Below are 26,060 nucleotides of genomic sequence, written 5' to 3'. Positions count from 1 at the left end.
CGGTGGTTAAGTGTCCCTCACGCACGTGCGTGATCGCGAAAGGGGCTGGTCAGCAGATGCCGGAGCCGAGAACGTGGCAGCTCACGGCGGGCTCCGCCGCCCTCGGACTCGCCCTGGCTGCCGTGGCGGTGACCGCGGCCGGACCATGGGACGGAGGTCAGCGTACGGCCGAGCGGGCCCGCGCCGCCGCCCCCGCGACGGGTGTCACGCGTCACGCCGCCGCCCCGGCCCCCGCAGCACCCCGCCGCCCCGCCCCCGCGCCCAGCGCCCCCGGCGTCCTCGCCGCCCTGCAGACCCCGGCCCCCGCGGGACCGTCCGCGGACCTCGCCGGCGTCCTCGCGCCGCTCCTCGCCGACCCCGGCCTCGGCCCGCTCCGCACCGCCTCGGTCGTCGACACCGCCACCGGCGGGCAGCTGTACGGCGAGGGCGCGGCCACCGCCATGACCCCCGCCTCCACGGTCAAGATCGCCACCGTCGCGGCCGCGCTCTCCGCCCTCGGCCCCGACCACCGCATCGCCACCACCGTCACCGCGGCCCCCGACGACAGCGCCGTCACCCTCACCGGCGGCGGTGACCCCACCCTCGACCCCGCCCGCCTGAAGGCCCTCGCCGCCGACACCGCGCGCGCCCTGACGAAGCGGGGCCGCACCTCCGTACGCCTCGCGTACGACACGCACCTCTACCAGGGCCCCCGGCTCCACCCCATCGGCCCCAACGAGAACATCGCCCCCGTCGTCGCCCTCATGACCGACGAAGGCCGCCTCGACGACAGCCGCAGCGGCCCCGCGCCCCGCACCGCCGACCCCGCGGGCGACACCGCGAGGACCTTCGCCGCCCTGCTCGCCCGGGCCGGCGTCAAGGTCACCGGCGACCCCGCGCCCGGCCGCGCCCCGCAGACCGCCCCGCTCGCCCGGACGTACTCCGCGCCCCTCGCCGACCTCGCCGAGCGCACCCTCACCCACAGCGACAACGACCTCGCCGAAGCCCTCGCCCGGCAGACCGCCCTCGCCCACCGGCGCCCCGCCAGCTTCCAGGGCGCCGAGCGCGCCGTACGCGACGAGATCGCCCGGCTCGGCCTCCCCGTCACCGGGGCCCGCTTCGCCGACGGCAGTGGACTCGACCGCCGCGACCGGGTCTCCGCCGCCCTCCTCACCGGACTCCTCACCCGCGCGGCCGATCCCGCCCGCCCGGCCCTGCGCTCCGTCCTCACCGGCCTCCCCGTCGGCGGCTTCACCGGCACCCTCGCCGGCCGCTACGGCGCCGCGCCCGCGGGCGCCGGACTCGTCCGCGCAAAGACCGGCACCCTCACGGGCGTCAACACGCTCGCCGGCACCGTCGTCACCCCCGACGGCCGCCTCCTCGCCTTCGCGTTCCTCGCCGGCCGCACCCTCTCCCCGTACGAGGCGCAGCCCGCCCTCGACCGCCTCGCCACGGCACTCGCCGGAACCGACTGACACCCGCCCGGACCCGTACCGACCCGCACCGAACCGACACCGATCGGGCGCCGAGACCGTACGGTTGACGCATGACGAGCACCGGTGGCGCAGGCACATCAGGGATGGTCGACTGGAACCTCGCGGTCGCGACCGCGACCCGCCTCGTGCGGCCCGGACCCGAAGTCAGCCGCGACGAGGCCCGCGAGGTCGTCGCCGAACTCCGCAGGCACGCCAAGGCGTCCGAGGAGCACGTCCGCGCCTACACGCGGATGATCCCCGAGGGCGCCGCCCCGCACGACACCCCCGTCCTGGTCGTCGACCGCGCCGGCTGGATCAAGGCCAACGTCGCCGGCTTCCGCGAACTCCTCACCCCACTCCTCGGCAAGATGCAGGACCGCCGCGCCGGCACCCCCGGCAGCGCCGTCCTCGGCGCCTTCGGCGGGAAGATCACCGGCGTCGAGCTCGGCATGCTGCTGTCCTTCCTCGCCTCCCGGATCCTCGGCCAGTACGAGACCTTCGCCCCCGCCACCCGCGATCTCCCCGCCGGTGCCGACGGCGGCGGACGGCTCCTGCTCGTCGCGCCCAACATCGTCCACGTCGAACGCGAACTCGACGTCACCCCGCACGACTTCCGGCTCTGGGTCTGCCTCCACGAGGAGACCCACCGCACCCAGTTCACCGCCGTCCCCTGGCTCCGCGACCACCTCAAGGGCGAGATCCAGTCGTTCCTCACGGCCACCGACGTCGACCCCGGCACCGTCGTCGAGCGCCTCCGCGAAGCCGCCCAGACCCTCGTCGGCGGCCGCCCCGAGGGCGAGGAGGGCGAGCCCACCCCCTCCCTCGTCGAGCTCGTCCAGACCCCCGAGCAGCGCGAGATCCTCGGCCGCCTGACCGCCGTCATGTCCCTCCTCGAAGGCCACGCCGACTACGTCATGGACGGCGTCGGACCGCAGGTCGTGCCGACCGTCGCCGAGATCCGCGAGAAGTTCCAGCAGCGGCGGGCCCGCGGCGCCTCCCGCCTCGACCTCGCCCTGCGCAAGCTCCTCGGCCTCGACGCCAAGCTCCGCCAGTACCGCGACGGCGAGCGCTTCGTCCGCGCCGTCGTCGACCAGGTCGGCATGGACGGCTTCAACCGCGTCTGGACCTCCCCCAACACGCTCCCCACCAAGGCCGAGATCGCCGCCCCCGCCGACTGGATCGCGAGGGTGCACCGTAAGGCAGACTCGTGAGACAGGTGCGGCAGACGTCATAGGAACACGTGAGAACACCCCACCAATCACCCATCCGAGGGACCCTGGGTAGGGGGTGAGGCGTGCAATGCTCGGGTAACGGCCGGGTTTCTGTCACCATCGTCGCACTCTGAGTGACCGAAACCCCCTTTCCGACCGTTAAGACTCCGACCGAGGCACCCCACCCCCATCACGAAGGGCACCGGACATGGGTCCCCATCCTGCGGTCGCGGCGATACGCCTGGCGGTCCGCCGCGTACTCCACGACGTTCTCACCGAGCACCAGACCGACCCCACCACCGCACCCGACGCACCCGGCCCCCTGGTGCTCGTCGCGTGCTCCGGAGGCGCCGACTCCATGGCGCTCGCCTCCGCCCTCGCCTTCGAAGCCCGCAAGCTCCCCGTGCGGGCCGGCGGCGTCACCGTCGACCACGGCCTCCAGGACGGCTCCGACAGCCGCGCCACCGAGGTCGCCGGACGCATGACCGCCCTCGGCCTCACCCCCGTCGAGGCCGTCACCGTCACCGTCGGCCGCGAAGGAGGACCCGAGGCCGCCGCCCGCGACGCGCGCTACGCCGCGCTCGACGCCGCCGCCGCACGCCACGGAGCCGCCGCGATCCTCCTCGGCCACACCCGCGACGACCAGGCGGAGACCGTCCTCCTCGGCCTCGCCCGGGGCTCCGGCATCCGCTCCCTCTCCGGCATGGCCGCCGTCTCCGGCGCCGCCCGCCGCTACCGGCGCCCCTTCCTCCAGCTCGACCGCCAGACCGTCCGCAAGGCGTGCATCGCCCAGGAACTCGCCGTATGGGACGACCCCCACAACAGCGACCCGGCGTACACCCGCTCCCGGCTCCGCCACGAAGGCCTCCCCGCCCTCGAGAAGGCACTCGGCAAGGGCGTCGTCGAAGCCCTCGCCCGAACGGCCCAGCTCTCCCGCGACGACGCCGACGCCCTCGACACCTGGGCCGCCGACGCCGAGACCGCCGTACGCGACGAGGCGGGCGCCCTCGAATGCGCCAAGCTCTTCGGGCTGCCCCCCGCCGTACGCCGCCGCGTCCTGCGCCGCGCCGTCATCGCGGAGGGCGCTCCCGCCGGCTCCCTCTTCGCCCGGCACATCGAAGAAGTCGACCGGCTCATCACCGGCTGGCGCGGCCAGGGAGCCATCAACCTGCCCGGCCGCGTCGAAGCCCGCCGCCAGGGTGGCAGACTGGTCATCCGGCAAGGCTGACGCACGCTGCAACGAAAGTGACCCGGGTGAACGAGAAGGACATGGGCACCGACCTCCAGTCGGTGCTCATCACCAAGGAAGAGATCGACGCCAAGCTGGCTGAGCTGGCCGCGAAGATCGACGCGGAATACGCGGGCAAGGACCTGCTCATCGTCGGTGTCCTCAAGGGCGCCGTGATGGTGATGGCGGATCTGGCACGCGCCCTTTCCACCCCCGTCACCATGGACTGGATGGCCGTCTCCTCCTACGGCGCCGGCACCCAGTCCTCGGGCGTCGTCAGGATCCTCAAGGACCTCGACACCGACATCAAGGGCAAGCACGTCCTGATCGTCGAGGACATCATCGACTCCGGCCTGACCCTGTCGTGGCTCCTGTCGAACCTCGGCTCGCGCGAGCCCGCCTCCCTCGAGGTGTGCACCCTGCTGCGCAAGCCCGAGGCCGCCAAGGTCGCGATCGACGTCAAGTGGATCGGCTTCGACATCCCCAACGAATTCGTCGTCGGCTACGGCCTCGACTACGCCGAGAAGTACCGGAACCTTCCGTTCGTCGGCACTCTCGCCCCGCACGTATACGGCGGCTGAGCACGTCGTCGGCATTCCCGCCGTTCGGGGAACCCGGACCGCCTTCCCTCCGTTGAACCACGGGAAGGCGGTCGCGGGCGACGATGCTGAGGTACCGTCCGAAGAACAGCTTTTTCACATAGCAGCACTCACAGCAGCATTTTCCTACGGGCAGGAGGGACGGGGCGTTCTCGCCCCGTATGGATGGACGTGAAGCGATACTTCCGTGGGCCGGTCATGTGGATCGTGCTGGCCGTCCTCGCCGTGGTCGTGCTGATGCAGGTCGTCGGCTCGTCCGAGGGCTACAAGACGGTGGACACCGGCAAGGTCGTCCAGGCGATCGACAAGAACCAGGTCAAGCAGGCAAAGGTCACCACCGGCGACGAGCAGATCATCAAGATCGAGCTCATCGACGGCCAGAAGATCGACAAGAGCAGCAAGGTCCAGGCCAGCTACATCGGTAGCCAGGGCGTGGACATCGCCGACAAGCTCCAGGAGAAGTTCGAAGCCGGGCAGATCGAGAAGGGCTACACCGTCTCGCCGACGAAGCAGTCGCCCTTCGTCTCGATCCTGCTCTCGCTCCTCCCCTTCGTCCTGATCGTGGTCGTCTTCCTCTTCCTGATGAACCAGATGCAGGGCGGCGGCTCCCGCGTCATGCAGTTCGGCAAGTCCAAGGCGAAGCTCATCACCAAGGACACGCCGAAGACCACCTTCGCCGACGTCGCCGGCTCGGACGAGGCCGTCGAGGAACTCCACGAGATCAAGGAATTCCTCCAGGAACCCGCGAAGTTCCAGGCCGTCGGCGCCAAGATCCCCAAGGGCGTCCTGCTCTACGGCCCGCCCGGAACCGGCAAGACGCTCCTCGCGCGCGCCGTCGCCGGAGAGGCCGGCGTGCCGTTCTACTCGATCTCCGGCTCCGACTTCGTCGAGATGTTCGTCGGCGTCGGCGCCTCCCGTGTCCGCGACCTCTTCGAGCAGGCCAAGGCCAACGCCCCGGCCATCGTCTTCGTCGACGAGATCGACGCGGTCGGCCGCCACCGCGGCGCCGGCCTCGGCGGCGGCCACGACGAGCGCGAGCAGACCCTCAACCAGCTCCTGGTCGAGATGGACGGCTTCGACGTCAAGGGCGGTGTCATCCTCATCGCGGCGACCAACCGCCCCGACATCCTCGACCCCGCCCTCCTGCGCCCCGGCCGCTTCGACCGGCAGATCGCCGTCGACCGCCCGGACATGCAGGGCCGTCTGGAGATCCTCAAGGTCCACCAGAAGGGCAAGCCGGTCGCCCCGGACGTCGACCTCGGCGCCGTCGCCCGACGCACCCCCGGCTTCACCGGCGCGGACCTCTCCAACGTCCTCAACGAGGCGGCGCTCCTCACCGCCCGCGGCGATCAGAAGCTGATCGACAACAACGCGCTGGACGAGGCGATCGACCGTGTGGTCGCGGGCCCGCAGAAGCGGACCCGGATCATGTCGGACAAGGAGAAGAAGATCACCGCGTACCACGAGGGCGGTCACGCCCTGGTCGCGGCGGCCTCGCCGAACTCCGACCCCGTCCACAAGATCACCATCCTGTCCCGCGGCCGCGCCCTGGGCTACACGATGGTCCTCCCGGACGAGGACAAGTACTCGACCACCCGCAACGAGATGCTCGACCAGCTCGCCTACATGCTGGGCGGCCGCGCGGCCGAGGAGCTCGTCTTCCACGACCCGACGACGGGCGCGGCGAACGACATCGAGAAGGCCACCGCCACGGCCCGCGCGATGGTCACCCAGTACGGCATGACCGAGCGGCTCGGCGCCATCAAGTTCGGCGGCGACAACACGGAGCCGTTCCTCGGCCGCGAGATGGCGCACCAGCGCGACTACTCGGAAGAGGTCGCGGCGCTGGTCGACGAAGAGGTCAAGAAGCTCATCGAGACCGCGCACAACGAGGCGTGGGAGATCCTCGTCGAGAACCGTGACCTTCTCGACAACCTGGTCCTCGCCCTCCTCGAGAAGGAGACGCTGGGCAAGGAGGAGATCGCCGAGATCTTCGCCCCCATCGTCAAGCGCCCGGCCCGTCCGGCCTGGACCGGCTCCTCCCGCCGCACGCCCTCGACGCGTCCGCCGGTGCTCTCCCCCAAGGAGCTCGCCCTGACGAACAGCGCCAACGGCACCGCGAACGGCTCGGCCACCCCCGTGGACACCACCAAGGGCATCGAGATCGCCCCGGTGGACACCCCCGAGGACTGACCGTCCCACCCCGGAATGGCTGCCGCGCCCCCACAGGTTTTAGCCTGTGGGGGCGCGGCTTTTCGCGCACCACAGTCAGACGGAACGAGGCACAGAGATGACCGACCCGGTGACCCTGGACGGCGAGGGCACGATCGGCGAGTTCGACGAGAAGCGCGCCGAGGCCGCCGTCCGCGAACTCCTCATCGCCGTCGGCGAAGACCCCGACCGCGAGGGCCTGCGGGAGACGCCCGGGCGGGTGGCGCGGGCGTACAAGGAGATATTCGCGGGCCTGTGGCAGACGCCCGACGACGTCCTGACGACCACCTTCGACCTCGGTCACGACGAGATGGTGCTGGTCAAGGACATCGAGGTGTACTCAACCTGTGAGCACCACCTCGTACCGTTCCGCGGGGTCGCCCACGTCGGGTACATCCCGTCCACCTCGGGCAAGATCACGGGCCTGTCGAAGCTGGCCCGGCTCGTGGACGTCTACGCCCGCCGTCCCCAGGTGCAGGAGCGGCTCACCACGCAGGTGGCGGACTCGCTGATGGAGATCCTGGAGCCGCGCGGCGTCATCGTGGTCTTCGAGTGCGAGCACATGTGCATGTCGATGCGGGGCATCCGGAAGCCGGGCGCCAAGACCATCACGTCGGCCGTGCGCGGCCAGCTGAGGGACCCGGCGACCCGCGCCGAGGCGATGAGCCTCATCATGGCGCGCTGACGCGCCACGACCGAGGAATGCCTCAGGCCCGGGCCTTGCCCGGGCCTTCGTCGTCGTCTTCGGGGAGTTTGCAGACGCGCTCGAGGAAGAGGGCGGCGGCGATGACGCCGATGCCGGCCACGACGGCGAGGGCGGCGTAGAGGGCTTGGTCGCGGCGGGCGGGGACGTCGAGGGAGCCGAGGAGGAAGACGCCGGTGCCGCCGTACATGCCGGCGACGATGGCGGCGACGAGGGCGCTGGCCTGGCCGAAGACGACGGCGCGGGCCGCCATGAGGGGTTCGACGCCCTTGGCGCCGGGGCGCCGCTCGCGCTGGGCCTTGAGGCGGACCCGGATGGAGAGGGCGGTCGCGGTCAGGACGACGGCGATCACGGCGAGGACGATGGGCGCGGCGATCGGCACGCTGGGGAGGGTGCCGACCGAGTCCCAGAGACGGGCGGCACCCCACGAGAGGATTCCGGCCACGAGGAACAGTCCGGTGAGCACCTTGAGCCGCAGTTGTTTCACCGGGTGTCCTTCATGTGGTCGCGGGGCGGTCTGGCACGAGCCTAACGACTACTCGGGCAGACGGAGTTCCAGATCGACACGGGGAGTGACGCCTTCGCTGCCGAGGGCGGCGAGGATCGAGGCGACGGGGCCGTGGCCGGGGAGCTGGGCTTCGGGGTCGACGTCGTGCCACGGGACGAGGACGAAGGCGCGCTGGTGGGCGCGGGGGTGCGGGAGGGTGAGGACGGGGTCCTCGGAGACGACGTCGGCGTACGTGATGATGTCGACGTCGAGGGTGCGGGAGCCCCAGCGCTCCTCGCGGACGCGGTGGAAGGCCTCCTCGACGGCCTGGGCCCGCTCCAGGAGGGAGGAGGGCGGCAGGGTGGTCCGTACGAGGGCGACGGCGTTCAGGTACGAGGGCTGGCTGCCGGGCTCGACGCCCCAGGGCTCCGTCTCGTAGACGGGGGAGACGGCCTTGACCCGGAGGCCCGGGGTGTCCGCGAGGGCGTCGAGGGCCCCCTGGAGGGTCTCCAGGCGGTTGCCGAGGTTGGCGCCGAGGGCGAGGACGGCCCAGCGGGGGTTGGAGAGGGTCGTGTCGGCGGCGTCGACGGTCGCGACGACGGAGGCCGGTACGGGCTGGACGGTGGGGTCGCTCTGCGTCGGCTTCATCGTCGGCTCCGGGTGATCGTGATGGTGACGTCGTCGAAGGGCACGGTGATGGGTGCGTCCGGCTTGTGGACGACGACTTCCACCTCTTGGACCCCGGCGTGGCTGAGGCACTGCTGGGCGATGCGCTCGGCGAGGGTTTCGATGAGGTCGACGGGCTCGCCCTGGACGACGTCGACGACCTCTTCGGCGACGATGCCGTAGTGCACGGTCTTCGCCAGGTCGTCGTCGGCCGCCGCGGGGCGGGTGTCCAGGCCGAGGACCAGGTCCACGATGAAGGTCTGGCCCTCCTCGCGCTCCTTGGGGAAGACGCCGTGGTGGCCTCGGGCCTTGAGGCCGCGCAGCGCGACACGATCCACGCGAATCACTCCTGCTGTCGTAGTTCGGGTGGCCACGCAGCCGGGTGCGGACGGCCGGGTGTCCACTCTCGAATCTACCTGCGGGGACCGACAGCGCTTGCCCTCGGGGGCCTTGGGCGGGTCAGACGGGGGGTTCCGCGCCGTCGGGGCCGGGCTCCTCGGGGGTGTCCTCGTCGGTGTCGGTGAGGACGGGGGAGGCGTGGTGGGACCAGATCTTCCAGCCCGCGGGCGTGCGGCGGAACACGTTGGTGGCGACGACGAGCTGGCCGACGAGGGGGCCGAGCTCGGCGCCGTCCTCGGCGGGGCCGCCGCTGAGGATGTTCTCGGTGCAGGTGACGACGGCGGTGCCGTCGGCGAGGGAGATCTCCAGGTCGGTGAGGAAGAACTGGATGTACTCGGTGTTCGCCATGATCAGGGCGTACGAGCGGAGCACCTCGCCGCGGCCGGTGAGGACGGGCCAGCCGGGGTGGACGCAGGTGATGGGGGTGGCGCCGTCGTCGAGCCACAGGCCGGAGACGCCTTCGAAGTCGCCGGTCTCCATCGCCTCGTAGAAGGCGGTGTTGGCGGCTTCGACGGCCGCCTCGTCGGTGCTGCGGTCCGTGCGGCTCACGCGGCTCCCTCGACGGCTCGGGCGACCCGTACGGCGTCGGCGGTGGCGCGGACCTCGTGGACGCGGACGGCCCACGCGCCGGCGTGGGCGGCGAGCGCGGAGACGGCGGCGGTGGCGGCGTCGCGTTCGCGGGCGGGGGGTGGGGCGGCGCCCTCGCGGGTGAGGACGTGGCCGAGGAACCGCTTGCGGGAGGCGGCGACCAGGAGGGGCCGGCCGAGGGCGCGGAGCTCGGGGAGGTGGGCGACGAGGGCGAGGTCGTGCGGGGCGAGTTTGGCGAAGCCGAGGCCGGGGTCGACGACGATGCGCTCGGGGTCGACGCCGCCGGCGACGACGGCCTCCAGGCGGGTGCGGAGCTCGCCGACGACCTCGCCGACGACGTCGTCGTACACGGCGAGGCTGTTCATGTCCTGGCTGAATCCGCGCCAGTGCATGACGACGAAGGGGACCTCGGCGGCGGCGACGGCGGGGACCATGCCGGGGTCGGCGAGGCCGCCGCTGACGTCGTTGACGAGGACGGCGCCGGCTTCGACGGCGCGGGCGGCGACACGCGCGCGCATGGTGTCGACGGAGACGGTGACGCCCTCGGCGGCGAGGCCGCGGACGACGGGGACGACGCGGCGGAGCTCTTCCTCCTCGTCGACGCGGGTGGCGCCGGGGCGGGTGGACTCGCCGCCGACGTCGACGAGGTCGGCGCCTTCGGCGACGAGGTCGAGGCCGTGTTTGACGGCGGCCGTGGTGTCGAACCAGCGGCCGCCGTCGGAGAAGGAGTCGGGGGTCACGTTGACCACGCCCATGACCGCGCAGCGGTCCCACTCCGGCAGGCCTCGGGCGGTTCCCCGGTCGATCGTCGTACTCATGTGTCCAGCGTAGGGCCCAGGGGCGAGATCAGGCCGCGCGGACCTCGCGCTCGCCCGCGGGGGCGGCGACGATGTGGGTGCAGGGCCGGGGGGCCGGTGCGGGGCGCCTGCGGGTGAAGGGGCGGGGCAGGGAGAGGTTCACGAAGCCTTCGGCCTGCATGGCGGCGAAGCCGATGCGGGGCAGGTCGCGGCTGGTGCGGTAGACGACGAAGCGGGGTTCCCAGCGTGGCCGGAACTTGGCGTTGAACTTGTAGAGCGACTCGATCTGGAACCAGCGGGAGAGGAAGACGAGGAGCCCGCGCCAGACGCGCAGGACGGGGCCGGCGCCGATCTTCTCGCCGCGGGCGAGGGCGGCGCGGAACATGGCGAAGTTCAGGGAGACGCGCTCGATGCCGAGGGCGGGGGAGGCCTGGAGGGCGGCGACGATGAGGAGTTCGTTCATGCCGGGGTCGGCGGAGCGGTCCCGGCGCATGAGTTCGAGCGACATGCCGTCGGGGCCCCAGGGGACGAAGTGGATGATCGCCTTGAGGTCGCCGTAGGGCGAGTCGGGGCCGTCGGCGTCGTCGGTCTTGTGGGCGGTCGCTATGACGGCGTCGCCGTCGCCGGGGGCGCCGATGCGGCCGAGGGCCATGGAGAAGCCGCGCTCGGTGTCGGTGCCGCGCCAGTCGGCGGCGGCGCGGCGGACGCGGGCGAGTTCGGCTTCGTCGAGGTCGCGGACCCGGCGGACCTGGGTGGTGTAGCCGTTGCGCTCGATGCGCTTGACCATCTGGCGGACGTTGCGCATGGCGCGGCCGGAGAGGGAGAAGTCGGCGACGTCGACGACCGCCTCGTCGCCGAGTTCGAGGGCGTCGAGGCCGGTCTCGCGGGTCCAGACCTGGCCGCCGGTCTCGGAGCAGCCCATGACGGCGGGGGTCCAGGAGTGGGCCTTGGCCTCGTCCATGAACCGTTCGATGGCTCCGGGCCAGGCCTCGACGTCGCCGATGGGGTCGCCGCTGGCGAGCATGACGCCGGAGACGACGCGGTAGCAGACGGCGGCCTTGCCGCTGGGGGAGAAGACGACGCCCTTGTCGCTGCGGAGCGCGAAGTGGCCGAGGGAGTCGCGGCCGCCGTGCTGGTCGAGGAGGGCGCGCAGCCGGGTCTCGTCGTCGGCGGTGAGGCGGGCGGCGGGGTGCTCGGGGCGGAAGGCGAGGTAGATGGTGGTGAGGGCGGTGAGCATGCCGAGGGCGCCGAGGGAGTAGCCGACGGTCCAGTCGACGCCCTTGGTGTAGCCGACGGGGCCTTCGACGCCGAGGAGTCCGTAGAGGACGTGTTCGAGGCGGTCGGCGAGGCTGGGGTCGCCGATGACGCGGCGGGGGTGGGCGCTGACGATCACGAGGCCGAGGGCGATGGATCCGGCGCCCATGACGACGAAGTTGGCGAGGGCGCGCCAGCGGCTGCGGGGGTCGGGGAGGGCGGCGAACTCGCCCCGGTGGCGCAGCAGGAGGGCGAGGAGGGCGAGGGAGAGCAGGGCGCCGAGGACGGAGTGGCGCCAGACGAACTGGGCCAGGCCGCCGAGGGGGAGGAGGACGACGGCGGCGCGCCAGGCACGGCGCTTGTGGCGCTTGAGGCCGTGGGCGAGGAGCAGGAGGAGGACGCCGGCGCTGAGGGAGAGGGCGGCGGACAGGGGGCCGAGGGTGCCGGGGAGGACCTCGGCGACGGCGTGCATGCGGCTGGCGCGGAAGCGGGGGAAGACCCCGGCGGCGATGTCGATGAGGCCGATGAGGGTGCAGGCCGTGCCGACGAGGGCCGGGACCTTCTCGGGTCGGGGGCCGCGGAGAATCCGGCGTGCTCGAACCGGAACCATTCCTGATTTGTCCCCATCTACCGTGACAGACATGGCTTCCCGTGCTCCCGTGGTTCCTGTGGTCCCGCGAGGGGTCCTGCGAGGGTTCTCGACTCCGGTCGGGCCCCGTCGCGCGTTCGGCGGGGGTCTCTCCGGCTGGTGCGCCTTCTAGGACGGAGCCGTGCGGAGTCGGGTTCATCGGTGCACAGGAAATTCTCGGAAAGAAGGCTCGGGCGTCTCATGGGTCTCACCAGCGACAAGGTCCTCTGGTCGTCAGTGGTGCTGGCAGTGGTGCTGTTCGCGGCCACGGTGCTGCTGTGGCCGCGGCTCGCGCGCGGCGGGTGGCGGAGCGTGGTGGGGCGGGTGGCACTGCTGCTCGTGACGCAGGTGGCGCTGTTCGCGGCGGTGGGCCTGGCGGCGAACCGGTCGTTCCTCTTCTACGGCTCGTGGGCGGACCTGTTCGGGCAGGAGCAGGACATGGGGGTCGTCGTCGACCACGCGGCGGGCTCGAAGGACGTACGGGTGGTGGGGACGCGGGCGCTCGACGTGCCGGGCGGCGGCCGTCCGGAGGTCGGCGGCCGGATACAGCAGGTCGTCATAGCGGGGGACCGGTCGGGCATCGTCTCGCCGGCGTACGTGTACCTGCCGCCGGAGTACTTCCAGGCGCGGTACGCGAAGCGGACGTTCCCGGCGGCTGTGGTGCTCACCGGGTACCCGGGCACCGCGGAGAACCTGATCAAGGGGCTGAAGTACCCCAAGACGGCCTACCTCCAGGCGAAGGAGGGCCGGATGCAGCCGATGATCCTGGTGATGCTGCGGCCGACGGTGGCGCCGCCGCGGGACACCGAGTGCGTGGACGTCCCCGGGGGCCCGAAGACGGAGACCTTCTTCGCCGAGGACCTGCCGAGGGCCGTCTCGGAGACGTACCGGGTGGGGACGAACCCCCGGAACTGGGGGTTCATGGGGAACTCGACGGGGGCCTACTGCGCCCTGAAGATCGCGCTGCGCCATCCGGACCGGTTCGCGGCGGGGGCGGGGTTCTCGGCGTACTACCGGGCCGCGGAGGACGTGACGACGGGTGACCTCTTCCGCGGGGACGAGGCGCTGCGCCGGCGGTCCGACCTGCTGTGGAGCCTGGACCACCTGCCGCAGGGGCATTCGTCCTTCCTGGTGACGACGTCGAAGCGGGGCGAGGACAACCTGAAGGGGACGCGGGAGTTCGTCCGGAAGGTGAGGAGCCCGGCGAAGGTCTCGTCGATCACGCTGGAGAGCGGCGGCCACAACTTCAACACGTGGAACCGCGAGATCCCGCCGGGCCTGGTCTGGATGGGCACGAAGCTCAGCGCGAGCTGAGGCTCATTCCGGGGCGGCCCGGGGCGAGCTGACACTCACTCCGGGGTGGCTCAGTGCGAGCGGACGCTCACCCCGGGATGGCTCAGTGCGAGCTGACGCTCACTCCGGGGTGGCCCGGCGCAGGGCGCGGTGGACGCCGGCCGGGGTGAGGACGCCGAGCGGCGTCCCGTCGGCGCCGGTGACCGTGAGGCGGCCCGTGTCGTGCTGGAGGAGTGCGGCGAGGGCGTCCTTGAGTGAGGTGCCGAGGGGTACGGGGGCGGGGTCGCCGTTCCCGGTCGCGCCGGCGCCCTTCGCCCACGGGTCGAGGTCGGCCTCGGTGACGGGGGTGACGGCGAGCCGCTTGAGGCCGCGGTCGCTGCCGACGAAGTCCGCGACGTACGGGGTGGCGGGGGAGCCGAGGACGGTGGCGGGGGCGTCGAACTGCTCGATGCGGCCCTGCCCGTAGACGGCCATGCGGTCGCCCATCCGGACGGCCTCCTCGATGTCGTGGGTGACGAGGAGGACGGTCTTGCGGACGGTGGCCTGGAGGGCGAGGAACTCGTTCTGGAGGCGCTCGCGGACGACGGGGTCGACGGCGCCGAACGGCTCGTCCATGAGGAGGACGGGCGGGTCGGCGGCGAGGGCGCGGGCGACGCCGACGCGCTGGCGCTGTCCGCCGGACAGCTGGGCGGGGTAGCGGGAGCCGTACGTGGCCGGGTCGAGGCCGACCAGGTCGAGGAGTTCGGCGGCACGCGCGCGTGCGGCGGCCTTCTTCCAGCCGAGGAGGGCGGGAACGGTCGCCGTGTTGTCGAGGACCGTGCGGTGGGGGAAGAGCCCGACCTGCTGGATGACGTAGCCGATCTTGCGGCGCAGGGCGACCGGGTCGACGCCGGCGATGTCCTCGCCGTCGACGAGGACGCGGCCCGAGGTCGGCTCGACGAGCCGGTTCACCATCATCATCGTGGTCGTCTTGCCGCAGCCGGACGGCCCGACCAGGGTGACGAGTTCGCCCTCGGCGACCTCGAAGGAGAGGTCGTCGACGGCCGTGGTGCCGTCGGCGTACCGCTTGGTCACGTGCTCGAACCGGATCATGGTTCCCCATTCTGGCCCCTGGACACCGGGGGTGTGTGAAGGGCGTGTTGCCGCATTGTGGCGAGTCCGGTGGATTGTCGGTGGCGGGGGTTAGGGTCGTCAGACAAGCGTTCGGGAGGGTCGACGACCCGGGGGAGGGACGATGAGCGCGCCGAACTGTCTGGTCGCGAACGACTGGATCTGCGGGGAGTACCTGCGCAGCCGGCGCACGGAGTTGACGGACGCGCTGCTCCAGCATGTGGGAATCACCGTCGCGTCCGTGCTGATCGCCCTCGCGGTGTCGGTCCCCCTCGCGCTGCTGGTGCGGGCCAGGCCCCGGTTCGCCGGACCCGTCCTCGGGCTGACCACCCTGCTCTACACGGTGCCGTCGCTCGCGATGTTCTCCCTGCTGCTGCCCCTCTTCGGGCTCTCCGCGGCGCTCGTGGTCACCGGCCTCGTGCTGTACGCCCTGACGATCCTCGTGCGGAACACGCTGGCCGGGCTCGCCGCGGTGCCCGCCGAGACGCGGGAGGCCGCCCGGGGCATGGGGTACGGCTCGTGGCGGCTCCTCTGGCAGGTCGAACTCCCGCTGGCGCTGCCCGTGCTGATGGCCGGCATACGGATGGCGACGGTCTCCACGATCGCGCTGACCACGATCGGCTCGGTCGTCGGCCGCGGCGGCCTCGGCAATCTCATCGAGGACGCGCTGCCGACCTTCTTCAAGGCGCAGATGCTCGCCGCCTCCGTGCTGTGCGTCCTGCTCGCCGTCACCGCCGACCTGCTCCTCCTGGGCCTCCAGCGGCTGCTCACGCCGTGGACCCGCATACGGACCGCGCCGGGAGGTGAGTGAGGTGGGGGTCGTGACGGATGCCTGGGCCTGGCTCACCACCGGCGCGCACTGGACCGGCGAGGAAGGCATCGGGCAGCGCCTCGCCGAGCACGTGTACGTGAGCGGGGCGGCGCTGCTGATCGCCGCGGCGCTCGCGCTGCCGCTCGGCCTCTGGCTCGGCCACCTCGGCCGGGGCGGGACCCTCGCGGTGAACGTGTCGAACGTCGGGCGGGCGGTCCCCGTCTTCGCGGTCCTCGCCCTCTTCATGGTGTCGCCCCTGCGCAACGCCGGCTACGTGCCGACCGTCGTGGCCCTGGTGCTCTTCGCGGTACCCCCGCTCCTCACCAACGCGTACGTGGGGATGCGCGAGGTGGACCGGTCCGCCGTGCGGGCCGCGCGCGGCATGGGGATGACGGGCGGCCAGCTCTTCCGCCGGGTCGAACTCCCGCTGGCCCGGCCGGTGGTGATGACCGGAGTGCGCTCGGCGGCGGTGCAGGTGGTGGCCACGGCGACGGTCGCGGCGATGGTCGGCCAGGGCGGCCTCGGCCGGATCATCACGGCCGGCTTCGCCACCTACGACACCGCCCAGGTGGTCGCGGGCGCCGTGCTCGTGGCCCTGCTCGCCCTGCTCGTGGAGGGCGTGCTGGTGGGGGCGGACCGACTGCTCGCGGGACCGGTGCGGGCCCGACGACTCGACGGCTGAACGAACGATCTGAGATGGGTGATTCGGTGAACAGGATCTCGCGTATCACGGGTGCGGTGCTGGGCACGGCGGCGCTGACGGTCGCCCTCGCCGCGTGCGGCGGCGACAGCCTGGAGGGCAGCAAGAAGGGCTCCGGAAGCTCGGGTGGCTCGGGCTCCGACGCTGCGACCGCCGGGGGCAAGGGCTCGCTCGTGGTCGGGGCGGCGGCGTTCACCGAGGCCAAGGTGCTCGCCGAGCTGTACGCCCAGTCGCTGGAGGCCGCCGGGTACTCGGTGTCCATCACGACCGTGAAGAACCGCGAACTGTACGAGCCGTCCCTGGAGAAGGGCGAGATAGACGTCGTACCGGAATACGCGGCGACGATCGCGGAATTCCTCAACGCGAAGGTGAACGGGCCGAAGGCGCCCGAGGAGAAGCCGGTCGCTTCGGGTGACGCGGCGGCGACGGTCGAGGCGCTGCGGAAGCTCGCGGAACCGCGCGGTCTGAAGGTGCTCGCGGCCGGCGAGGCCATCGATCAGAACGCCTTCGCGGTGACGAAGGAATTCGCCGCGAAGAACAAGCTGACGACGCTTTCCGATCTCGGCCGTTCCAAGCTCAAGGTGAAGATCGCGGCCGGTGACGAATGCGCGGTGCGACCGTTCTGCGCGCCCGGTCTGAAGAAGACGTACGGGATCGACGTGACCGGCGTCGACCCCAAGGGCGTCGGCACACCGCAGGCGAAGCAGGCCGTCAAGGACGGCGTGGACCAGCTGGTCCTGACCACCACCACGGACGCCACGATCGACGGCTACGGCCTCGTCTTCCTCACCGACGACAAGAAGCTGCAGAACGCCGACAACGTGCTGCCCGTGGTCAACGCGAAGGACGCCGGTTCTCCGGAGATAGCCACCGCGCTCGACCGGCTCACCCGGGTGCTGACCACAGCGGATCTCGCCGAACTCAACCGCAAGGTGGACGCCGAGCGGGCGAAGCCCGAGGACGTCGCCAAGGCCTATCTGGTGGAGAAGGGGCTGGTCGACAAGTAGTCCCCGGGTGAGGGCAGTCGGCCCGAAACGGAACCGGAACGGCCGATATCCACTTCTCGCGGCGAGAAGTGGCCAAGAGATTGCCGGGCCGACACCCCACGTGCCGCCTACGCACGGTAAATTTCAGGCCATGCCACGTGGACGCCACCGCCATTCCCCGCCTCTGCACAAGCTGCTGCCGCCGTCCGCGGTCGCCGGCGCCGCGGTCGTGTGCGCCGCGGCCGCCTGGCTGCCCGGCGGCCTCGTGGTCGCCCGGCTGCTCGCCGCCGCCGCGGCGGCCGCGGCCGTCACCGGTGCCGTCCTCATGCGCAGTTGGGACCGGGGTGCCGGACTGCGGGTCGCCGAGCTCGACCGGGCCCGCGCCGCCGACCAGTGGAAGGCCGAGGAGCGGACCGCCGAGCTGGAGTCCGACCTGGAGGAGTCCCGCGCCCTGCGCGGCAAGCTCGACGCCAAGCTCCGCGCCAAGCGCGTGGAGCTCGCCGGACTGCGCGGCGAACACGCCGACCTCCTCCGCCGGTACGCGACCGCCGAGACCGAGCGGGCCAGCGCCCTGGAGGGCGCCCGCGTCCTCGCCCTGGAGACCACCTCCGAGGCCAAGGCACTGCCGGCCGCCGGCTCCGCGCCCACCCCGGAGGCCTACCGCCGCGCGGCCCAGGCCCTGCGCGACCTCCCTCGCAACGCCGCCGCACAGCAGGCCCGCCGCACCACCGAGGCCGCCCGCGCCCGCGACCTCGCCGAGCGGGCCCGTGAGACGGAGGAGCCGCAGGGGAAGCACGCGGCGGCCGCCGGAACCGAGCACACCCGCCCGGCCGCCTCCACCCTCGCCCTCCCGCCGGCCGCGTCCGCCGCCACCGCCCTGCCCGCGGTGCCGACCGCGAGCGCGATCGTCCCCTACGCGGCCCGCAGGCCCGTCCCGCGCCCCGAGGGCGGCTTCGACTTCTTCGGTACGCAGAAGGCCGCCGCCGCGATCGAGGCCGTCCAGCACACGGACCTCGCCGACGTCGTCGGCGAAGAGGTCCTCGCCGCCGAGACCTCCACCGGCGCGCCCCTCCTCACGCCCGTCGCCCCGCCGCGGACCATCGGCCACGTCATCGACCTCACCGCCCACGACGAAACCGAACAACTCGACGTCGCCCAACTCCGCGGCGCCATCAACTCCTGACCCCACCCCCTGGCGCGGGCCGCGCCCGCGCTCGGCCCCGCGCTTCGTGCGGGCTGCGCCCACGCGGCCCCGTGCCGTGCGGCCTCGCGGTCCCGCGCCTCGTGGGGGCTGCGCCCTCGCGGTCCCGCGTTCTGCGGCCTGGAGGTGCCGCGCTTCGTGCGGGCTGCGCCCGCTCGTTCCCGCCTCGTGCGGCTTACGGTCCCGCGCCTCGTGCGGGCTGCGCCCGCCGCCCGGCTTTACCGCCGTGCGGGCCGCACCATCCGCCCGCCCCACCGCCGTGTGGGCAATCGTCCCGCTGGGGCGGGACGGGTGGGCACACGGGACGGCGCCCTCGGCGGCGCCTCGCCCCCTGCACCTGCCCGCACCCATAGTTCGCCGCGCGACCGGTGCGGGTTCGGGCGCGGAAGCCTAGGCCCGGCAGGGGGCGCCGTTCCGTTGTGCCCACCCGTTCCGCCCCAGCGGAACGATTGCCCACAACGAGGGTGGGCGGGGAGGAGGGGCAGCGCCCGAGGGCCCGTGAGCGGGGGCTGGTGGGGGGCAGGTCGCTGGGGAGGGGGTTATTTGTCGATGTCGCCGACGACGAAGAAGAGGGAGCCGAGGATGGCGACCATGTCGGCGACGAGCGTGCCGGGCAGGAGTTCGACGAGCGCCTGGATGTTGTTGAAGGACGCGGAGCGGAGCTTGAGCCGGTAGGGGGTCTTCTCGCCCTTCGAGACGAGGTAGTAGCCGTTGACGCCGAGCGGGTTCTCGGTCCAGGCGTACGTGTGGCCCTCGGGAGCCTTGAGCACCTTGGGCAGCCGCTGGTTGATCGGGCCTTGCGGGAGCTCGGCCATGCGGTCCAGGCAGGCGTCGGCAAGGTCGAGCGAGTTGTGGGTCTGGTCGAGGAGGCACTCGAACCGGGCGAGGCAGTCGCCCTCTTCGCGCACGGCGACCCGCAGGGTGTCCTGGAGTTCCCCGTAGGCGAGGTACGGCTCGTCGCGGCGCAGGTCGAAGTCGACGCCCGAGGCGCGGGCGATCGGCCCGGACACCCCGTACGCGTGCACGGCGGCCTGCGACAGGACGCCGATCCCCCGGGTGCGGCCGCGGAAGATCTCGTTGCCGAGGACCAGCCGGTCGTACACGTCCATCCGCGAACGTACGTCGGCGACGGCCTGCCGGGCCCGGCCCAGCCACCCGGCGGGCAGGTCTTCCTTGAGGCCGCCGACCCGGTTGAACATGTAGTGCATCCGGCCGCCGGAGACCTCCTCCATGACCGCCTGGAGCTCCTCGCGCTCCCGGAAGGCGTGGAAGACGGGAGTGATCCCGCCCAGTTCGAGGGGGTACGAGCCGAGGAACATCAGGTGGTTGAGGACCCGGTTCAGTTCGGCGAGCAGCGTCCGTGTCCACACGGCGCGCTCGGGGACCTCCATGCCGAGCATCCGCTCGACGGCCATCACGACGCCGAGCTCGTTGGAGAACGCGGAGAGCCAGTCGTGCCGGTTGGCCAGCATGATGATCTGCCGGTAGTCCCGGGCCTCGAAGAGCTTCTCGGCGCCGCGGTGCATGTATCCGATCACCGGCTCGGCCTCCCGCACGACCTCACCGTCGAGTACGAGCCGCAGCCGGAGCACTCCATGGGTCGAAGGGTGCTGCGGCCCGATGTTCAGCACCATGTCGGTGCTCTCCGCCGCCCCGCCGATCCCGACCGTCGTCTCCGTCATGCGGCCCAGTATCCCCTGCGCTCCCGACGCCCGTTCGCCCCGCTCACAGGGGGACCCGCTGGGTGAGCCAGAGGAAGTCGCCGAGGCCGCCGGGAGCGGTGAGTTCGGCGGCCTCGCCCGCCGAGGCGAGCGCGCGGACGTAGCCGGCGGGGTCGGTGGAGGCCAGGGCGAGGGGCGGCCGTTCCCCGGACACGCCGAGCCGTCGCAGGGCCTCCCGCTGGGTGGCCAGCTCGGGGCGGGGGACCGTGGACGCGCGCGCGTGGGCGCCCGGGCCGGGGACGTGGTCGTCGTCGTGGCGGGGCTCCCCGGCCGGCAGGCCTCCGCACGCGTCCAGGGCCACGTGGGAGGTGAGGTCGCAGGTGCCGTCGGGGACGGGGGGAACCTCGCGGCCCGCGCGGAAACCGGTGAGGGTGCCGAAGGGCGGCCGGGCGGCGCGGACGTGGGCGTAGTCGACGGCGACCGCGCGGCCGGCCGTGAGGGAGGCGACGGCGTGGGCCCAGGCCCGGTCGCGGGGGAGTCCGATCTCGGCCCGGGCGCCCGGCTCGCGCAGGGGCCACCAGCGGGACAGCCAGTCCGCGTCGGGGCCGGAGACGGGCGGGCCGAGCCGTTCGGTGCCGTCGGCGCGGACCTCCACGTACCGGGCGGTGCCCGTCGCGTCGGCCTCCGCGACGTCGACCGGCACGTTGTCGAGCCATTCGTTCGCGAAGAGGAGCCCGCGCACGCCCCGCGGGATGCGGTCGGTCCACTCGACGCGGGGGTCGAGCCCGGCGGGCCGGGCGGCGCGTTCCACGGCGACCGCCCGGACGGCGAGGCCGCTGCCTGCGGTCGCCGCGAGCACCCCGGTGAGCAGTTCGCCACGGCCCGCGCCCACGTCCACCAGGTCCACCTCGGCCGATCCCAGCTCCTCCGCGACCTCGCGGAGCAGCCGGGCCACGGCCCCCGCGAAGAGCGGGGAGGCGTGCACGGAGGTGCGGAAGTGCCCCGCCGGTCCCTCGGGCCGCAGGTAGAAGCCCCCGGGGCCGTACAGCGCCCGTTCCGTGGCCTCGCGCCACCCCTGCCACTGACACGTCTCATCCGTCACGGGCCCCAGTCTCCACCTCGGGGAGTACGGGCTCCGCGCCAAGGATCGACCCCACGGTTGATCCCTGCACCACCTCCCTTTCCCTACTCTGGGTGACGTGCAGCGCCTCTACGACTTCCTCCGCAGACACCCGACGGGCGTCGACACCTTCTGGGCCGTCGTCCTCCTCGGGTTCTCCCTGCTGTGGGTGGGGTCGACCCATCCGGCGGCTGCCCACCCCGTCGGCTTCGGTGTGGTCGCGGTGCTCTTCTCCCTGGTCGTGGCCCTGCGCCGGCGCGCGCCGGAGAAGATGCTGCTGCTCACGGTCGCCCTGGGGATCGTCCAGCTCGTGTTCGACCTCGCGCCGTTCGTGGCCGACTTCGCCATGCTCGTGATCATCTTCACCGTCGCGGCGCACGACGGAGCCCGCTGGGCGTCCCGGCTGGCACTCGCCGGCGGCCTCTGCGCCGCCACGCTGTCCCAGGTGAGATGGCCGACGGAGGGCACCGAATCCGGCGCGGCCAAGGTCTTCTTCACGGTCATCATGACCGTCCCGTTCGTGCTGGCCTGGGTGCTCGGCGACTCGCTCCGCACCCGCCGGGCCTACTTCGCGCAGCTGGAGGAGCGTGCCTCCCGGCTGGAGAAGGAGCGCGAGGCCCAGGCCAAGGTCGCGGTCGCCGCCGAGCGCGCCCGGATCGCCCGTGAGCTGCACGATGTCGTCGCGCACAACGTGTCGGTGATGGTCGTCCAGGCCGACGGCGCCGCCTATGTCATGGACTCCTCCCCGCAGACCGCCAAGCAGGCTCTGGAGACCATCTCCACCACGGGCCGCCAGGCCCTCGCCGAGATGCGCCGGCTGCTCGGCATCCTGCGCACCGGGGAGCACCAGGAGGCCGGGGAGTACGTGCCCCAGCCCGACGTGCGGCAGATCGAGGACCTGGTCGAGCAGGTCCGCGGCGCCGGTCTCACCGTCGACTTCGCGATCGAGGGGAGCCCGCGACCGCTGCCGAGCGGCGTCGAGCTCACCGCGTACCGGATCGTGCAGGAGGCCCTCACCAACACGCGCAAGCACGGCGGGCCGGACGTCGGCGCCAGCGTCCGCCTGGTCTACTTCGACGACGGTCTCGGGCTGCTCGTCGAGGACGACGGCCGGGGAGCACCGCAGGAGATGTACGAGGACGGCGGCGCGGACGGCCGGGGGCATGGTCTGATCGGCATGCGGGAGCGGGTCGGCATGGTCGGCGGCACGCTGGACGCGGGCCCGCGTCCGGGCGGCGGATTCCGGATCAGCGCCCTGCTCCCCCTCAAGTCCGCGCACTGACGACCCTTCCGCGCACTGACGACCCCTAAGGAACTGACCTGATGTCCATCCGCGTGATGCTCGTCGACGACCAGGTGCTGCTGCGCACCGGTTTCCGCATGGTGCTCGCCGCCCAGCCGGACATGGAGGTCGTCGCGGAGGCGGGCGACGGTGTCGAGGCCCTCGAGGTACTGCGGTCCACGGCGGTCGACGTCGTCCTGATGGACGTGCGGATGCCCAAGCTGGACGGGGTCGAGACGACCCGGCGGATCTGTTCGGACCCGGACGCCCCGAAGGTGCTGATCCTGACGACCTTCGACCTCGACGAGTACGCGTTCTCGGGGCTGAAGGCGGGGGCGAGCGGCTTCATGCTGAAGGACGTGCCGCCCGCCGAGCTGCTCGGCGCGATCCGCTCGGTGCACAGCGGCGACGCGGTGGTGGCGCCGTCCACCACCCGCCGGCTCCTGGACCGCTTCTCGCCGATGCTCCCGTCGTCGGGCAAGGAGCCCGAGCACAAGGGCCTCGAACGGCTGACGGAGCGCGAGCGCGAGGTCATGATGCTCGTCGCCCAGGGCCTCTCGAACGGCGAGATCGCCGCCCGGCTCGTCCTCTCCGAGGCCACCGTCAAGACCCACGTGGGCCGCATCCTCACCAAGCTGGGCCTCCGCGACCGCGTCCAGGTCGTGGTCCTCGCCTACGAGTCGGGCCTGGTCCGCGCGGGCGGCGGCCCGGCCTGACCCCTCTCACCGCAGGACCGACTCCAGGAAGTCGCTGCCGAGGCGGGCGACGACGGACACGTCGAGCTGGTGGAGGACGTACCGGCCGCGGCGCTGGGTGGTGAGCAGACCGGCCTTCCGCAGGACGGCCAGGTGCCGGGAGACCTCGGGGGCGGTGATGCCGTACGCGTCGGCGAGCTCGCTCGTCGTGTACGAGCCCCGGGCGAGGCTGCGGCACAGCCGCATCCGCATCGGGTGGGCGACCGCCTCCAGGCGCAGTTTGACCGCCTCGACGGACGCGGCACCGCCGAGGTCGCGGGTGGGCACGGGGTACTGGACGACGGGCTGCCAGCCGGGCGCGTGCAGCGCGAAGAGGTGCGGCCAGCCGAAGGCGGTCGGCAGGAACGTCAGGCCGGAGCCCTCGGCGCTGGTACGGCCGTGGAGCAGCTTGTCGACGACGATCCGGGAGCCCTGCTCGTCCTCTTCGAGGACCATCGCCGAGGAGGCGTCGGTGACGGCCTCGGCCAGGCCCTTGTGCCGCATCAGCTCGGTCTTGTGGCGGGCGTCGGCGGCGAGCTGGACCCGGACCCGGCGCCAGGTGTCGCCGAAGAAGGCGTCGTCGCAGTCCTCCAGGAGCCGCCGGACCCACGCGCGCGTGCCGGGCGGGTCGGCGAGCATCCGCTCCACGAAGGCGGCCTGGCGGGGGCCGCGCGCGGTGGCCAGGTCGAGGGCCCGGCGCCGCATCCGCTCGTCGACGAGCGGCGAGGGCGCGCCGTGCGGGTACTGGCTGGAGCAGGAGATCTCCAGGGCCGAGCCCACGAAGATCTCGTCGTCCATGCGGTCGAGGTCGTCCAGCTCCTCGGCGAGCGTCTCGCGGGGCGTGGCCGGCAGCAGGATGTCGGAGCGGGTGGAGCGCCACATGAAGTCGGCCTCGTGCAGCCGGTCCGCCAGCTCCGGCTTCAGCGCGGCCGCCGTCGTGGTCGTCCAGGCGTGCAGCCGGGCGTGGTGCGCGGGCTCGGAGAGCGCGTGCAGGGCAGCGCCCAGCTCCGCCAGCGGCGAGGGGCAGAAGACGATCCGCTCACGCGGCAGTCCGGTGATGTCGATGGTCACGCTCACCCGCCCATGGTGCGGGGTGCGCCCGGGGCCCTGTCGCGTCGTTTGACGCGGGCCGTCAATCGACGCGCCCGGCGGCCCCGGAGCGCCGTTTGACGAGAGCCGTCAAGTGACGCGCCGCGGGGCGCGGGCGCGGCGCACGGTGAGGCCATGAACGCCCTGCATCAGTACCTCTTCGACACCTACCGCGCCGCCCGGCTCGGGGAGCCGGCGCCGCCGGAGCCCGGCGCCCATGACGTCGCCGTCCTGCGGGCGGTCCGCGACCGGCGCCGCTTCGAGCGCGTGCTCGCGGGCCGCCCGTCACGACGCTCCTTCCGCACGGCCCTCCGCAGGGCCCTGCCCATGACCCTCCGCACGGTCCTGGACCGTCGGCCGCGTCCCCGCTCCTGCTGAGGAGGTCTCGGGGGGACGGCGGCGAGACCGGGCCGGGCGCGCCCTCCCGCCGGGCGCACCCTCCGGCGCGGGCGCGCCCCGCGTCAGCGGTCGATCAGCCAGGCGCCTCCCCCGGCCAGCCGCCTCCCCCGGCCTGGCGCACCCCCCCGGCCTGGCACCCCCCCGGCCTGGCGCGCCCGCGTCAGCCCTCGATCCGGGACAGGAAGTCCCGTACCGCCTCCTTCACGTCCTCCGCGGTCCATGCGAGGCCGGGTGCGGTCACCGTGAGCTCGGTCGTCGCGACTCCCGGCGGGCCGCCGGGGCCGGGGGAGAACCAGCGGCGGAAGAGGGCGGTGCCGGTGGCCTCGGTGGCCGCGACGGCCGCGGCGGTGAGGGTGTCGGCGGAGTACGGCAGCCAGACCTTGAACTGATGGGTGTGCGGGGTCTCGGGGTGGACGCGGGACCAGCCGACGCCGGCGTCGGCGAACGCCTCGCGGACCGCGTCGGCCACCACGCGCGCGTGGGCCACGTACGAGGGCAGCCGGGGCAGCTCGACGTCGAGGCCCCGGAGCGCCGTGAGCGCGGCCGGGTACTGCTGGAAGAGCATGCCGCCGTAGCGGTGCCGCCAGACCCGGGCCTCCTCCATGACGTCCTCGGGGCCGGCGAGCGCGGCCCCGGACTGGCCGCCGAGGGACTTGTAGAACGAGACGTACACGCTGTCGGCGAGCCCCGCGATCTCGGCGAGCCCGCGGCCGAGGCGGGTCGGGCACTCCCACAGCCTGGCCCCGTCGAAGTGGATCACCGCGTCCCGCTCCCGGGCCGCCTCCACGACCTCGGTCAGCTCCTCCCAGGACGGCAGGACGAAGCCGGCGTCCCGCAGCGGGAGCTCCAGCATCAGCGTCCCGAAGGGCTCCGGGTGGTCGCGTACCTCCTCGGCGGTCGGCAGCCGCGGCGCGTCGGTCGGGTGCACCGTGCGGAGCCCGGAGACGGCCCCGAACGCCCCGTCCTCGTGGAGCTCGGGGTGGGCGAGCGGGTGGAGGGCGACCACGGGGCTGCCGGTGCGGCCCGCCCAGCAGCGGAGCGCGACCTGCTGGGCCATGGTGCCGGTCGGGAAGAAAACGGCGGCGGGGAAGCCGAGCTCTTCGGCGACGCGTCGCTCCAGCTCCTCCACGAGCCCGTTGCCGTACGTGTCGACCGGCGCGTCGCCGTGGCCGGCGGCCTCCGCCCAGTCGGCCAGTTCGCGCAGCCGGGGGCCGACCGCGCCGTCCACGGTGGTGTCCCACAGCTTGCGGGCGGCGCCTCCCCACAGCTTCGCCCGGTACAGCCGGGCCGCTTCCTCGTCCACAGGGCTCACGGGGCTCTCAGGATTCATGGGGTGATCATCACACCACCGCCCACACCCTGTGGACAGCCACGGGGGAGCGCGAAACGCTGGCGTAGCATGACCAGAAATCGTCCGGTACCCGCCGAGGACTGGAACGGAAGGCCGTC

Annotated in this window: 25 protein-coding genes; 14 read left to right on the top strand and 11 right to left on the bottom strand. The window is 72.9% G+C overall.

The genetic code is table 11. The features are described from left to right. Positions 1-56: 56 nt before the first annotated feature. The 6 genes from dacB (at position 57) to folE (ending at position 7,388) form a co-directional block, all read left to right on the top strand. Positions 57-1,454 (top strand): D-alanyl-D-alanine carboxypeptidase/D-alanyl-D-alanine endopeptidase, encoded by a 1,398-nt coding sequence (dacB, locus tag MRBLMG1_RS10970; protein WP_367823153.1) that lies wholly within the window; start codon positions 57-59, stop codon positions 1,452-1,454. A gap of 71 nt (positions 1,455-1,525) precedes the next feature. Continuing rightward, on the top strand, positions 1,526-2,665 hold the full coding sequence (locus tag MRBLMG1_RS10965) for a zinc-dependent metalloprotease (protein ID WP_367823151.1): 1,140 nt from the start codon (positions 1,526-1,528) through the stop codon (positions 2,663-2,665). A gap of 208 nt (positions 2,666-2,873) precedes the next feature. Then, positions 2,874-3,893, top strand: coding sequence for a tRNA lysidine(34) synthetase TilS (gene tilS, locus MRBLMG1_RS10960; RefSeq protein WP_367823149.1), 1,020 nt, complete (start codon positions 2,874-2,876; stop codon positions 3,891-3,893). Between the two features lie 41 nt (positions 3,894-3,934). Beyond that, positions 3,935-4,474 carry a hypoxanthine phosphoribosyltransferase gene (gene hpt, locus MRBLMG1_RS10955; RefSeq protein ID WP_030219931.1) on the top strand — a complete coding sequence of 180 codons (540 nt, stop codon included), beginning with the start codon at positions 3,935-3,937 and terminating at the stop codon, positions 4,472-4,474. A gap of 183 nt (positions 4,475-4,657) precedes the next feature. Further along, a complete protein-coding gene (gene ftsH, locus MRBLMG1_RS10950; RefSeq protein ID WP_367823147.1) occupies positions 4,658-6,685 on the top strand; it encodes an ATP-dependent zinc metalloprotease FtsH in 2,028 nt (675 codons plus the stop codon). 97 nt (positions 6,686-6,782) lie between these two features. After that, a complete protein-coding gene (gene folE, locus MRBLMG1_RS10945; RefSeq protein ID WP_367823145.1) occupies positions 6,783-7,388 on the top strand; it encodes a GTP cyclohydrolase I FolE in 606 nt (201 codons plus the stop codon). Between the two features lie 22 nt (positions 7,389-7,410). Here folE and MRBLMG1_RS10940 read toward each other — a convergent pair whose 3' ends face one another. The 6 genes from MRBLMG1_RS10940 to MRBLMG1_RS10915 form a co-directional block, all read right to left on the bottom strand. Then, positions 7,411-7,893: a DUF3180 domain-containing protein gene (locus MRBLMG1_RS10940; RefSeq protein WP_367823143.1), complete on the bottom strand. Its 483-nt coding sequence runs from the start codon at positions 7,891-7,893 to the stop codon at positions 7,411-7,413. 48 nt (positions 7,894-7,941) lie between these two features. Then, positions 7,942-8,541 carry a 2-amino-4-hydroxy-6-hydroxymethyldihydropteridine diphosphokinase gene (gene folK, locus MRBLMG1_RS10935; RefSeq protein ID WP_367823141.1) on the bottom strand — a complete coding sequence of 200 codons (600 nt, stop codon included), beginning with the start codon at positions 8,539-8,541 and terminating at the stop codon, positions 7,942-7,944. Continuing rightward, the gene (gene folB / locus MRBLMG1_RS10930) at positions 8,538-8,897 is read right to left on the bottom strand and encodes a dihydroneopterin aldolase (RefSeq protein WP_017240053.1); all 360 of its coding nucleotides are present in this window, start codon (positions 8,895-8,897) and stop codon (positions 8,538-8,540) included. Before folB ends, folK begins: the two co-directional genes overlap by 4 nt. Before the next feature lie 121 nt (positions 8,898-9,018). Continuing rightward, positions 9,019-9,438 carry a nuclear transport factor 2 family protein gene (locus tag MRBLMG1_RS10925; RefSeq protein ID WP_414721569.1) on the bottom strand — a complete coding sequence of 140 codons (420 nt, stop codon included), beginning with the start codon at positions 9,436-9,438 and terminating at the stop codon, positions 9,019-9,021. 65 nt (positions 9,439-9,503) lie between these two features. Further along, positions 9,504-10,364: a dihydropteroate synthase gene (gene folP, locus MRBLMG1_RS10920; RefSeq protein ID WP_367823139.1), complete on the bottom strand. Its 861-nt coding sequence runs from the start codon at positions 10,362-10,364 to the stop codon at positions 9,504-9,506. A 28-nt stretch (positions 10,365-10,392) separates the two neighbouring features. After that, complete coding sequence (locus tag MRBLMG1_RS10915; RefSeq protein WP_367823138.1) at positions 10,393-12,207, bottom strand: phosphatidylglycerol lysyltransferase domain-containing protein; 1,815 nt, start codon at positions 12,205-12,207, stop codon at positions 10,393-10,395. Between the two features lie 219 nt (positions 12,208-12,426). Between MRBLMG1_RS10915 and MRBLMG1_RS10910 the strand changes: the two genes are divergently transcribed. Further along, entirely contained in the window at positions 12,427-13,539 is a 1,113-nt protein-coding gene (locus tag MRBLMG1_RS10910; RefSeq protein ID WP_367823137.1) for an alpha/beta hydrolase, read from the top strand. Between the two features lie 99 nt (positions 13,540-13,638). Here the strand turns inward: MRBLMG1_RS10910 and MRBLMG1_RS10905 are convergent, their stop codons facing one another. Next, positions 13,639-14,610 (bottom strand): ABC transporter ATP-binding protein, encoded by a 972-nt coding sequence (locus tag MRBLMG1_RS10905; protein ID WP_367823136.1) that lies wholly within the window; start codon positions 14,608-14,610, stop codon positions 13,639-13,641. A gap of 142 nt (positions 14,611-14,752) precedes the next feature. Here MRBLMG1_RS10905 and MRBLMG1_RS10900 point away from each other — a divergent pair, with 142 nt between their 5' ends. The 4 genes from MRBLMG1_RS10900 (at position 14,753) to MRBLMG1_RS10885 (ending at position 18,308) form a co-directional block, all read left to right on the top strand. Next, positions 14,753-15,439 carry an ABC transporter permease gene (locus MRBLMG1_RS10900; RefSeq protein ID WP_367823135.1) on the top strand — a complete coding sequence of 229 codons (687 nt, stop codon included), beginning with the start codon at positions 14,753-14,755 and terminating at the stop codon, positions 15,437-15,439. 1 nt (position 15,440) lies between these two features. Continuing rightward, positions 15,441-16,121, top strand: a complete 681-nt coding sequence (locus MRBLMG1_RS10895) for an ABC transporter permease (RefSeq protein ID WP_367823134.1) — start codon at positions 15,441-15,443, stop codon at positions 16,119-16,121. Positions 16,122-16,135: 14 nt separating this feature from the next. Then, on the top strand, positions 16,136-17,146 hold the full coding sequence (locus MRBLMG1_RS10890) for an ABC transporter substrate-binding protein (protein WP_367823133.1): 1,011 nt from the start codon (positions 16,136-16,138) through the stop codon (positions 17,144-17,146). 130 nt (positions 17,147-17,276) lie between these two features. Then, on the top strand, positions 17,277-18,308 hold the full coding sequence (locus MRBLMG1_RS10885; RefSeq protein ID WP_367823132.1) for a hypothetical protein: 1,032 nt from the start codon (positions 17,277-17,279) through the stop codon (positions 18,306-18,308). 557 nt (positions 18,309-18,865) lie between these two features. On the opposite strand, the gene MRBLMG1_RS10880 is transcribed toward MRBLMG1_RS10885, so the two are convergent. Both MRBLMG1_RS10880 and MRBLMG1_RS10875 read right to left on the bottom strand, forming a co-directional pair. Next, entirely contained in the window at positions 18,866-20,008 is a 1,143-nt protein-coding gene (locus tag MRBLMG1_RS10880) for an NADH-quinone oxidoreductase subunit D (RefSeq protein ID WP_367823131.1), read from the bottom strand. Positions 20,009-20,051: 43 nt separating this feature from the next. Continuing rightward, positions 20,052-21,089, bottom strand: a complete 1,038-nt coding sequence (locus MRBLMG1_RS10875) for an SAM-dependent methyltransferase (RefSeq protein WP_367823130.1) — start codon at positions 21,087-21,089, stop codon at positions 20,052-20,054. Positions 21,090-21,186: 97 nt separating this feature from the next. On the opposite strand from MRBLMG1_RS10875, the gene MRBLMG1_RS10870 reads away from it, so the two are divergent. Next, positions 21,187-22,389 (top strand): sensor histidine kinase, encoded by a 1,203-nt coding sequence (locus MRBLMG1_RS10870; RefSeq protein ID WP_367823129.1) that lies wholly within the window; start codon positions 21,187-21,189, stop codon positions 22,387-22,389. A 41-nt stretch (positions 22,390-22,430) separates the two neighbouring features. Next, a complete protein-coding gene (locus tag MRBLMG1_RS10865) occupies positions 22,431-23,105 on the top strand; it encodes a response regulator (protein WP_367823128.1) in 675 nt (224 codons plus the stop codon). Positions 23,106-23,111: 6 nt separating this feature from the next. On the opposite strand, the gene MRBLMG1_RS10860 is transcribed toward MRBLMG1_RS10865, so the two are convergent. Beyond that, positions 23,112-24,200, bottom strand: a complete 1,089-nt coding sequence (locus MRBLMG1_RS10860; protein WP_367823127.1) for a DUF5937 family protein — start codon at positions 24,198-24,200, stop codon at positions 23,112-23,114. A gap of 147 nt (positions 24,201-24,347) precedes the next feature. Between MRBLMG1_RS10860 and MRBLMG1_RS10855 the strand changes: the two genes are divergently transcribed. After that, the gene (locus MRBLMG1_RS10855) at positions 24,348-24,590 is read left to right on the top strand and encodes a hypothetical protein (protein ID WP_367823126.1); all 243 of its coding nucleotides are present in this window, start codon (positions 24,348-24,350) and stop codon (positions 24,588-24,590) included. A 181-nt stretch (positions 24,591-24,771) separates the two neighbouring features. Here the strand turns inward: MRBLMG1_RS10855 and MRBLMG1_RS10850 are convergent, their stop codons facing one another. Continuing rightward, positions 24,772-25,941 carry a threonine aldolase family protein gene (locus tag MRBLMG1_RS10850; protein WP_367823125.1) on the bottom strand — a complete coding sequence of 390 codons (1,170 nt, stop codon included), beginning with the start codon at positions 25,939-25,941 and terminating at the stop codon, positions 24,772-24,774. Positions 25,942-26,060: the final 119 nt, after the last annotated feature.

Source organism: Streptomyces sp. LMG1-1-1.1, from assembly GCF_040815545.1.
GTDB lineage: Bacteria > Actinomycetota > Actinomycetes > Streptomycetales > Streptomycetaceae > Streptomyces.
This window is presented reverse-complemented; position numbering and strand designations above follow the sequence as displayed.